10 protein-coding genes and 1 pseudogene are annotated in these 9,053 nt (G+C 67.9%); 4 read left to right on the plus strand and 7 right to left on the minus strand.

The window, feature by feature from the left end; translation table 11 throughout:
- Together ACRDUX_RS21205 and ACRDUX_RS21210 are read left to right on the plus strand one after the other, a co-directional pair.
- The coding region (locus ACRDUX_RS21205; protein WP_526416187.1) for a putative nucleotidyltransferase substrate binding domain-containing protein at positions 1-668 on the plus strand (668 nt) is incomplete at its 5' end.
- Between the two features lies 1 nt (position 669).
- Entirely contained in the window at positions 670-1,302 is a 633-nt protein-coding gene (locus tag ACRDUX_RS21210) for a 3'-5' exonuclease (RefSeq protein WP_526416189.1), read from the plus strand.
- A gap of 174 nt (positions 1,303-1,476) precedes the next feature.
- Here the strand turns inward: ACRDUX_RS21210 and ACRDUX_RS21215 are convergent, their stop codons facing one another.
- From ACRDUX_RS21215 to ACRDUX_RS21230, 4 genes are read right to left on the minus strand one after another with little or no spacing between them, the layout of a single operon-like run.
- Positions 1,477-2,199, minus strand: a complete 723-nt coding sequence (locus ACRDUX_RS21215; RefSeq protein WP_526416191.1) for a 2OG-Fe(II) oxygenase — start codon at positions 2,197-2,199, stop codon at positions 1,477-1,479.
- Positions 2,196-2,807: a methylated-DNA--[protein]-cysteine S-methyltransferase gene (locus ACRDUX_RS21220; protein ID WP_526416193.1), complete on the minus strand. Its 612-nt coding sequence runs from the start codon at positions 2,805-2,807 to the stop codon at positions 2,196-2,198. The genes ACRDUX_RS21215 and ACRDUX_RS21220 overlap by 4 nt, the downstream gene beginning before the upstream one ends.
- Entirely contained in the window at positions 2,800-3,282 is a 483-nt protein-coding gene (locus ACRDUX_RS21225; RefSeq protein WP_526416195.1) for an RNA polymerase sigma factor, read from the minus strand. The genes ACRDUX_RS21220 and ACRDUX_RS21225 overlap by 8 nt, the downstream gene beginning before the upstream one ends.
- A complete protein-coding gene (locus ACRDUX_RS21230; protein WP_526416197.1) occupies positions 3,279-3,818 on the minus strand; it encodes a methylated-DNA--[protein]-cysteine S-methyltransferase in 540 nt (179 codons plus the stop codon). Before ACRDUX_RS21230 ends, ACRDUX_RS21225 begins: the two co-directional genes overlap by 4 nt.
- A gap of 390 nt (positions 3,819-4,208) precedes the next feature.
- Here ACRDUX_RS21230 and ACRDUX_RS21235 point away from each other — a divergent pair, with 390 nt between their 5' ends.
- Positions 4,209-4,508 carry a DUF4193 family protein gene (locus ACRDUX_RS21235; RefSeq protein WP_526416199.1) on the plus strand — a complete coding sequence of 100 codons (300 nt, stop codon included), beginning with the start codon at positions 4,209-4,211 and terminating at the stop codon, positions 4,506-4,508.
- A gap of 10 nt (positions 4,509-4,518) precedes the next feature.
- On the opposite strand, the gene ACRDUX_RS21240 is transcribed toward ACRDUX_RS21235, so the two are convergent.
- A complete protein-coding gene (locus tag ACRDUX_RS21240) occupies positions 4,519-5,928 on the minus strand; it encodes a DUF2252 domain-containing protein (protein WP_526416201.1) in 1,410 nt (469 codons plus the stop codon).
- A gap of 64 nt (positions 5,929-5,992) precedes the next feature.
- Between ACRDUX_RS21240 and ACRDUX_RS21245 the strand changes: the two genes are divergently transcribed.
- Positions 5,993-7,324, plus strand: coding sequence for a carboxylesterase family protein (locus ACRDUX_RS21245; RefSeq protein ID WP_526416203.1), 1,332 nt, complete (start codon positions 5,993-5,995; stop codon positions 7,322-7,324).
- Here the strand turns inward: ACRDUX_RS21245 and ACRDUX_RS21250 are convergent.
- Positions 7,311-8,633 (minus strand): ATP-binding protein, encoded by a 1,323-nt coding sequence (locus ACRDUX_RS21250; protein WP_526416205.1) that lies wholly within the window; start codon positions 8,631-8,633, stop codon positions 7,311-7,313. The two genes, ACRDUX_RS21245 and ACRDUX_RS21250, sit on opposite strands and share 14 nt — an antisense overlap.
- A gap of 157 nt (positions 8,634-8,790) precedes the next feature.
- A pseudogene (locus ACRDUX_RS21255) lies at positions 8,791-9,053 on the minus strand (hypothetical protein); the annotation flags it as partial.

Here is a 9,053-nt window from a genome sequence, read left to right on the forward strand (position 1 = left end):
GTCTGTCCCCGTGTCCGCAGGGTCTCAACGCGTCCTCGGAACTGTTCAACCGATCCCAACGGGAGTGGCGTGAGATAGCCGACGTCTGGCGCGCCAATCCCGACAACATCGACTACATGCTGATGGCATCGACGGTGCTCGACGCGCGGCCGATCACCCGCCCGGTGCTGATCCAGCCCCTGCGTAGCGCACTCGTCGGGGGCCTCGGCCGCGACGCCTTCACACGATCGTTGAGTCGCTTCTCGATGAGCGACCGCCCGCCGAGCGGTTTCGTCCGCGGGTTCGTCGTCGAGCGCTTCGGCGAACAGAAGGGCCACCTCAACCTCAAGAAGTCCGGTCTGCGCCCGGTGGCGTCATTGGCCCGCGCCCTCGCCCAGCGCACCGGCGACCCGACGGGATCCACCCCGCAACGGCTGGATCGCGCCCATCGCAGCGGCCTGATCACCGCTGACGAGGCCGACGCGCTGTCTGGCGCCTTCAGCCTCTGCTACCACCTCGTCTTCGACAGCCAGATCACCGCGATCAAGGAAGGACGACCCGTCGAGTCCGCAATCGATCCCGCCACGCTCGATCCACTGGAGCGACGGCACCTCCGCAGCGCGTTCCGAACGGTCAGCGGAATTCAGGAACGGTTGAGCCGCAAATGGTTCGGGTTCGAGGGGCTGTGAGGTGACGCGCAGTTGGACACGGCGTCTTCGCGCCCGCAGGCCGGCAGGCACCGACGTGGACTGGCGTGCGGACGCGTTCGTGGTGATCGACTTGGAGACGACGGGCCTCGACCCCCGCCGCGACCACATCGTGTCCTACGGCGCCGTCCCGATCCGCGATGGCAGGGTCAAGACGGCCGAATCGGTCTACGGACTGGTGCACGTCCCCGGTGACGTGCCCGCCACCTCCGTCAAATTTCACCACCTGCGGACTCAGGACCTCGACGGTGCTCCACCACTGGCCGACTGCGTCGCCGCCCTCGACGAACTGATCGACGGTCACCCCGTCGTCGCACACTGCGCCTGGATCGAACGCTCGTTCCTGCGCAAGGCATTTCGACGGTCCTACCTAACGTTCTCCAGTCCGATCGTCGATACCGCGGTGCTCGCCCAGCGCGTTCTCGACCTCGATCACGTCGCTGATCAGGTGGTGGCCCTGGAGTATGCCGCCACGGCCCTCGGACTTCCGGTCCACTCCCCGCACCATGCTCTCGGCGATGCCGTCACCACCGCAAGCCTGTTCATCGCGCTGGCCTGCCGACTGGAACGCGACCGCGCCCTGACGACCGCCACGCTGCTGCAGATGTCGGAATGACGGCCCCCGTCCTCACACTGTGTGAAATGCCCGCCTCTGAGCGACTATCGCGCCCGTCCAATTCCCTTGCATCACTTGGGTTTCAACAGTCACAGATCGCGGTTTCTTGTCGGTGGCGTCAACTTCTACCACCACCCCGAACGACTCCTCCCCGAACCCGACGACCCGTAGTGCTCAGGCGGCGTCGTGGAACACGAGTCCGAGGGTGAACCGGGTACCCGAGCGCACCGTCGAAACCCCGTGGCGCACTGGAGCTGCCGACCACCCGCGCTTCGACTGCACCGGACGGTCCCGCGTGGTGAACACCAGTCCGTGCCCGTGTGGAATGAGCGTGGCCGTGCCACGGGACTGCGCCCTGGGCCGCTGCTCGTAGAGCAGGAACTCCCCACCGGTGTGGTCGACTCCTGGCTCGCTGAGGTTGACGACGACCTGGAGCGGGAAGACCAGTTCGCCGTACAGGTCGCGGTGCAGGGCGTTCCAGTCCCCAGGGCCGTACTTGAGCAGGATCGGTGTCGGTTTGGTCTGCCCCGCGGTGTGGCACATCCGCAGCCATTCGGAAAGGCTTTCAGGCCAGGGTGTTTCGCGGCCCAGCCTGGTCCACCAGTCCCTGGCAATCGGCAGCAGCTTCGGATAGAGAGCGCACTTGAGGGCGTCGACCGCCTCGGGGAACGGCTCCGCGAAGTACCGGTACTCGCCTTCTCCGAAGCGGTAGCGCCCCATGTGCACCGTCGACCGGAACCGCGCCTCGTCGTCGTAGAGCGCGGCGATCTGGGCGGCCTCGCGCGGGGACAGCAGCGGTCCGGTCAACGCGCACCCGACGGCATCGAGATCGGCGCGAACGGCGCCCCAGTCGGTTGCCTCCACCCGGTGCCGCCACGAATCGACCTCGACGCTCATGCCGCCGCCTCGAGAGTCAGCAGGGTGCGCTTGGCCTCGACGCCGCCGAGATAGCCGCCCATGGCGCCGTCGCTGCGGACCACCCGGTGGCATGGCACGACGACGGGCAGCGGGTTGGTGGCACACGCCGAGCCCACCGCGCGGACGGCCTTCGGGTTACCCGCCAGTTCGGCGACGGCGGCGTAACTGGCGGTGTGCCCGTAGCCGATCTCGGGCAGGTGATGCAGGACGACGCTGCGGAACCCGGCCGACAGGCGCCAATCCAGGGACACGTCGAAACCCGTTCTGGCTCCGGCGAAGTACTCGTCGAGTTCACGGGCGACCTCGTCCATCCGGGCGGGCGCGAGCAGGATCCGGGGACTCACCCTGTCGGCCAGCTGTTGCAGAACGGTGTCATGCCCCTCGACGGCGTAGGCGACGCGGACGAGGCCGAGCTCGGTGGCGGCGATGAGAAGGGATCCGACTGGGCTGTCGAGGATTCGGTAGGCGACGTCGAGAACGCCGTCCTGCTGTGCGGCGTCGGCGAGCCTGGCGTGCAACGCGTTCAGTTCGTCGGCGCCAGGGTCGGTGATCCGCGTCAGGTCGCGGACGAGGTGTTCGTCAATCATCAGGTCCCTCTCTGGGGTAGGTGCGTCTCAGGGTGGCGATGCCGTCTGCGGCAGCGCGGCGGGCCGCGTCGGTGCTGCCGCCGAGTACGGCGGCGACCTCGGCGTAGGGCAGGCCGGCGAGGTAGTGGTAGGCCACGGCTCGCTTCTGCTTGTCGGGTAGGCCAGTGAGTGCGTCGGCGAGGTCGTCGTCGCGTTCGGCGCCGGGGGCGCTCGGGGTCTCTGGCAGGTCGTCGGTCGGGATCGCGCGTCGCGCCCTGGCGCGGGTGACGTCGACGGCCTTGCGGTGCGCGATCGTCACCAGCCAGGCCTCGACGTTGGCGTCGGCAGGCAGCTCGGGATAGGCCTTCATCGCGGACAGGAAGGTCTCCGACCATGCGTCGTCGGCGTCATCCGGTCCGACCACCGCACGGCAGACCCGCAGAACCGCCGGCCCGTGGTCGGAGACGACGGCCTCGAAGGCCCTTTTGACCGTCACGTTGAGTAGACGCTCCGTCCTCGGAGTTCACGAAGTTCCCATAGTGTCGGGCTGGTCGACGTCTTGTCGTGTTCCAACTCGAGCAGGTGCCGCTTGCGCGCCAGGCCGCCTGCGTAACCGGTGAGCTTGCCGTTTCGCCCCACCACCCGGTGGCACGGAACGACGATCGACAGTGGGTTGCGGCCCACCGCCGCACCGATCTCCTGCGCCGTCACCCCGCCGCCGATCCGGGCGGCGAGGTCCCCGTAGGTCGTCGTGTCGCCATACGGGATCCGCGCCACCAGGCTCCAGACCGAGTGCTGAAACGCGTCGCCGGCGGGAGCGAGCTCGAGGTCGAAGTGTCGGCGCTCCCCCGCCAGGTATTCGGCGAGCTGTCGGGTGACGTCCTCGAAACCCCGGTCGAGACGAGGCCCGAACGTCTCGGGATCCGGCAGGTGCCAATGATGCGGAAAGTAGACGCCGCGCAAGCCGGTCTCGTCCTTGACGATCGTGAGATCACCCACATCCATCGGGACGACGGTGTGCCACGTGGCCATGGTCTCCTCCTCGGGTATCGGTTGTACAGAGGGAAGACGTCGACGATGCGCGAAACGTGAGATCGGCGAATCACCAGTTGATCCAAATGATCCGCAGCGGTGTCCTCGATCTGGGACACGAAACCGTCACGACGTTTGCGCTTAGCCAAGTAAACGACGCGGTCGCGTACGCTGCCGCACACGACGGCCCGTTCGATCGGACCGTCCTGTTGCCCCGGGACGACGTCGACGGAGTGGCTGGTTCCTGAGCCTGTACTGGGATTCGGCTGAATTGTCAACGTATATCGAGGTGAAGCCGAACATCGGCGTTTGGCGTGGTTCGTAGCCGGGAACAAGCTGCGCACCGTTCACGTTGTGGTGACGCCAGCTCAAGACCCGAAAGGACCAAGAATGGCTACTGATTACGACGCACCTCGTCAGAAGGAAACCGACGATGTCGCCGATGAGTCGTTGGAGGCGCTGGCGGGTCGTCGCAACGACGCCGCGACCGCCGTACTGGACGTCGACGACGGGGAGGAACTCGAGGACTTCGAGCTTCCCGGTGCAGACCTCTCCGGTGAGGAGTTCACCGTCCGGGTCGTCCCCAAGCAGGCCGACGAGTTCACGTGTTCCAGCTGCTTCCTGGTGCACCACAGCCACCGCCTCGCCAGGCAGGTCGGCGACCGGATGATCTGCGCCGACTGCGCCTGAGGCGGTTCTGCTAGACCCCGCGCTCCACGGGCAGCCGTCCGCGATCGACGGCGGCGACCAGAGCCGCGTGGTCGGCTTCGGTTTGGTCGGCATAGCGCCGTGCGAACGTGCACAGCGCCCTGTCCACCCGATCGGAGCCGCCCATGTACCCGGCGATCATCGAGGCGCCGCTGGTTCTGGCATGCCCCTTGGCCAGCAGCTGTCCGACGACTCCCGCGTAATCGGTGAGCGCGGACGCGTCCATCGAGTCCAACGGGATCCGCCCCTTCATGTTCCGGAACTGCCGCACGTAGTACTGCAGACCGTCCATCGTGGTCCAGCCCAGCAGTGGGTCGCTCACCGTCTGCAGCGACTGCTGGTACTCGACCACTCGCTGCCCCTGGTGCGCGTGCCACGCCGAGTCGCCGTGTACGTAGCGCGCCAGCACTGACCGGCGGGCCTGCTTGAGCTGCAGGAACACCACGTCCTCGGCCGAGGAGCCCTCCAACAGCGCGACGTATGCGCGCAGGCCGACGCTGCCCACCCCGACCACCTTGTGCGCGACGTCGACGAGGGTGTAGCCGCCGAGAACGCGTCGCCAGTACGAGGGAAGGGTCTCCAGGTAGTCGTCGAGGGCTTCGGCCAGTGACTCTGCCTCGCGCGCGCCGGGACGGGTGATCAGGGGCGGTTCCTCGACGATCCTGCGCAGACCGTCGACCTCGTGGGTGAAGCGGGGCAGTGCCCGGTCGCCGGTACGGTGTCGCGCCCGCTCAGCCGAACGTGTGACCTGTTGCTGCAGCGGGCCCGCCGTCTCGGCGGCGAGCCGGTCGACGTCCAGCCGGACGAAGGACCGGGTGAAGAGCGGCAGGTCGGCCAGTCGGCGCAACTCGTGACGGTAGGCGGCGACGCACGACCGCACCGACGCGCCACAGTGCTCCTCGGACGTCCCGTTGTGACGCCCGGCGACCCAGATACTGGCCGCCAGCCGGCGCAGATCCCATTCCCAGCCGCCGGGATGTGCCTCGTCGAAGTCGTTGAGATCGATCACCAGGTCCAGCTCCGGTGAGGCGTAGAACCCAAAGTTGCCAAGGTGCGAGTCGCCGCAGACGACGGGTGTGATGCCGGTGGACGGCAGCCGCGCGACGTCGGATGCCATCACGACGGCCGTGCCGCGAAGGAACCCGTACGGCGAATCGATCATGCGACCGACCCGAATCGGGATCAGCCGGTCGACTCTGCCCTGGTGGCTGGTGTTGATGAGGTCGACCGGGTTTGGCCGGTCGGGCGGCTCCGTCCAATCCGCGAGCGACTTCCGCGGCACCCGTTTGCGCAGGCTCCTGCCGAGGGCATAGCGCTCGGCCCGAGTTACCGGCCGCTGCCGCAAGGACCGATACGCCGCGCCGTCGGCCTCGGCGAGAACGGTGTGCCCGCCGGAGTCCATGTGGGGCGATGTTACGACCGCGAGGGCTCCCACGCGGCGGGATCCCGGACCCGTAACCTCGGTTATGGCTATGGACGACGACGTGTTGACGCTGCCCGCAGGCCGGTTCCGGGTTCTCCGCGACGGCAGGCTGGTTCGTGCGCTCGGGCTGCGCTACGCGCTCGCACGCCGATTCCAGGAGTCCACCCCGGTGCCCGTCGCAGACGGAGTGATCGACGCGACCGAACGCGGGGCCGCGTGCCCGCAGTTTCCCTCGCGCCTCGCATTCGTCGTCGGATCAGTGCTCGACGATCTGTCGCAGGACGAGGACTGCCTCACCCTCGCCGTCGTCGCGCCCCTGCCGGACGGCACCGCGCGCCCCGTCATGGTGTTCTTCCACGGTGGCGCCTATGTGAGCGGCAGCGGGCAGGCCCCCATCTACGACCTGTCGGCGATGGCAGACGAGGGTGACGTCGTCACCGTCACCGTGAACTACCGCCTCGGCATCTTCGGGTATCTCGCGATCGAGGGCGTGGCACCGGCCAACCTGGGTCTGCTCGATCAGATCGCCGCCCTCCGATGGGTCCGCGAGAACATCGGAGGCTTCGGCGGGGACCCGACGAACGTCACCGTGTTCGGCCAGTCCGCGGGGGCGGACTCCATCTCCTATCTGATGGTCGCCGACGGGGCCGAGAACCTCTTCCACCGAGCGATCCTGCAGAGCGCCCCGCTAGGCGTCCAGCGTGACCGTGCCGCGATGAGCCGCGCCATGGGGGCCGCGGCGCACGACGCCCTCGGCGCAGGCCTCCAGACGGCGACCACCGAAGAACTGCTGGCGGTGCAGCTGACCGCGGCCTCGGCGGCGGTCGGCTTCGGTGCGCAGGCGCAGATGCCCTTCGGGCCCCAGACCGGTCACCATCCGCTGCCTGCCGACGACCGGGTCGAGGCCCGTCACCGGGACGTCGCTGCCCGAATGCCCATCATGATCGGCGCGACGGCAGACGACGCGCTGCCCTTCCTCGAGCTGAATCCGCGAACGGCGCCGATGCTCGGCGGCGCGGTGGTCGGACCGATGGTGCGCCGACTCCTGAGCGCGTTCTTCACCAGGCGTATGTTCAGCCGTCCCGCGGCCGCATTCGCCAAACGACACCGAGGTGGCGGCGGCCACGCTCTGACATACGGTTTCGATTGGCGACCGACCGGCGGGCCCCTCGGGGCCTGCCACTGCATCGAGCTTCCGTTCCTGATGGGGTCATTCGCCGACTGGGCGAGTGCACCGATGCTCGGATCGGGACACGAGCAGACCCTCGCCGAACTGGGCCCCCCGATGAGGCAACTCTGGTGTGAGTTCGCTCGCGGGATGTTCGACCAGGCGGATACCCACGTGCGCCTGCCGGGCACCCTCAGGCGGCACTGAAACCGGGAAGTCGCAGCAGCAGTCGTGCGCCCCCGAGAGGGCTGACGTCCAGTAGTGCTGTGCCGCCGTGCAATTCGGCCTGTTGGGCGACCAGCGCCAAACCCAGTCCCGAACCCGAGCGGGACGCCGTCGATCCGCGCGCGAAGCGGTCGAAGACGGCGGTGCGCTCTTCCTCCGGCACCCCTGCACCGTTGTCGTCGACCGCGATCTCCACGCCGGCAACGGAACTCACGACGCTCAGCCGGATCTCCGAGGCGCCGCCGTGCTTGACGGCATTGGCAATGGCGTTGTCGATCACCAGCCGCAGCCCCGCGGGCAGCCCGACTATCAGCTTGGACGGCGACGGCGAGAGAGTCACCTGCAGACCGGGATAGACCCGCAGGGCGTCGTGCGCAGCACGGTCGAGGAGCTCGGTGACGTCGAACGCGACGAAGTCGTCCGTGGTAGTCAATTCGCCCTGCGCGAGCCGCTCCAACGCCGTCAGCGTCGCCTCGATCCTGCCCTGGGTGCGCACGACGTCGCCGATCACCTCGTCACGCTGCTCGGGAGCCAGGTCCAGGGTGGACAACACCTCGAGGTTGGTCCGCATGGCGGTCAGCGGGGTGCGCAGTTCGTGGGAGGCGACAGCGGCGAAGTCGCGCGCCGACTCCAGAGCCGCCTTCGTTCGCTGCTGTTCGGTGCCGATGCGGGCCAGCATCCCCTCGACCGCCTCGGCGATCTCCACGGCCTCCCGCACTCCACGCACCTGGACCTCGTCGGGCATGGACTGGGCGTTGATGGCTCTGGCCTGCTGGGCCAGTAGCCGGAACGGATCGATCATGAGAAGCGAGATCACCCAGCCGACCAGGACGGTTCCCGCGATCACACCGCTGCAGATCATCAGCACGCGCAGGTGCAGTTGGTCGATCCGATGCTGTGTCTCGGCCAACGGCGCACCCAGCGCGATGGAGCCCGGTCCCGCAGCGAACGTGCGCACCCGGTACTGGACACCGTCGATCGTGGTGGTGTCATAGCCGTTGGCGAGCTCGGGCAGGACGATGTCGTTCGGCACCGAGACGGTGATCCCACCGATGCGCGCGGTCCTGACCACACTGCCGTCGGGCGTCGACTGGGTGTTGCCGGGACCGGGTGGGTTGCTCAGCAGATTGCTCATGTCGCCAAGGCTGCTCACCGAGTCGAGCCTGCGGTCCAGCTGACTGTACTGATCGTCCGTGACACCGACCCAGACCCACGTGCCGAGGACGATGACGAGCGTGATCACGGCCAGTGCGGACACGACCACGATGGTGCGCAGCGACAACACCCGGATCAGGGGGCGCAGTAAGCGGTAGACCCCGTCGTTGAGTTCCACTATCGAAGCCGCAGAAAGAACCCCGTGCCGGCCACGGTCTCGGTAAACACGTGCACCAGGTTACTGACCGTCCGCCGGTGCGCCGCGGCGCATCGTCGGGGCACCGCTTTGGTGGCTACTGGCGGTGTACTGCCGCGGATGGGGTGCCAGCACCGAGCAGCCCGACGAAGTGTTGGTACGCGAGGGCTATGCGACGTGTGTCACCGGTCGCGTCGAGGTCGAGGAACAGCCCACGCAGCTGCGCAGCCAGGATTGTCGCGTATGTCCGGGAGGTTGCGGAGGAATAGCCTGCGGCGACAAAGCCCGACTGGAGCAAGTCGACCCACTCCGTGGCCATTCCGCCACGCACGGTCTTGTTGCCGTCGTTTAGCTCTGCCG

The sequence above is a fragment of the Mycobacterium sp. genome (assembly GCF_050701675.1).
In the GTDB taxonomy this organism is placed as follows: Bacteria; Actinomycetota; Actinomycetes; order Mycobacteriales; family Mycobacteriaceae; genus Mycobacterium.

Bases quoted from the DNA above. Each gene is read 5' to 3' on its own strand.
- ACRDUX_RS21215 (WP_526416191.1), bottom strand. From the start codon at position 2,199: ATGAGCGTCGAGGTCGATTCGTGGCGGCACCGGGTGGAGGCAACCGAC.
- ACRDUX_RS21220 (WP_526416193.1), bottom strand. From the start codon at position 2,807: ATGATTGACGAACACCTCGTCCGCGACCTGACGCGGATCACCGACCCT.
- ACRDUX_RS21230 (WP_526416197.1), bottom strand. From the start codon at position 3,818: ATGGCCACGTGGCACACCGTCGTCCCGATGGATGTGGGTGATCTCACG.
- ACRDUX_RS21235 (WP_526416199.1), top strand. From the start codon at position 4,209: ATGGCTACTGATTACGACGCACCTCGTCAGAAGGAAACCGACGATGTC.
- ACRDUX_RS21240 (WP_526416201.1), bottom strand. From the start codon at position 5,928: ATGGACTCCGGCGGGCACACCGTTCTCGCCGAGGCCGACGGCGCGGCG.
- ACRDUX_RS21245 (WP_526416203.1), top strand. From the start codon at position 5,993: ATGGCTATGGACGACGACGTGTTGACGCTGCCCGCAGGCCGGTTCCGG.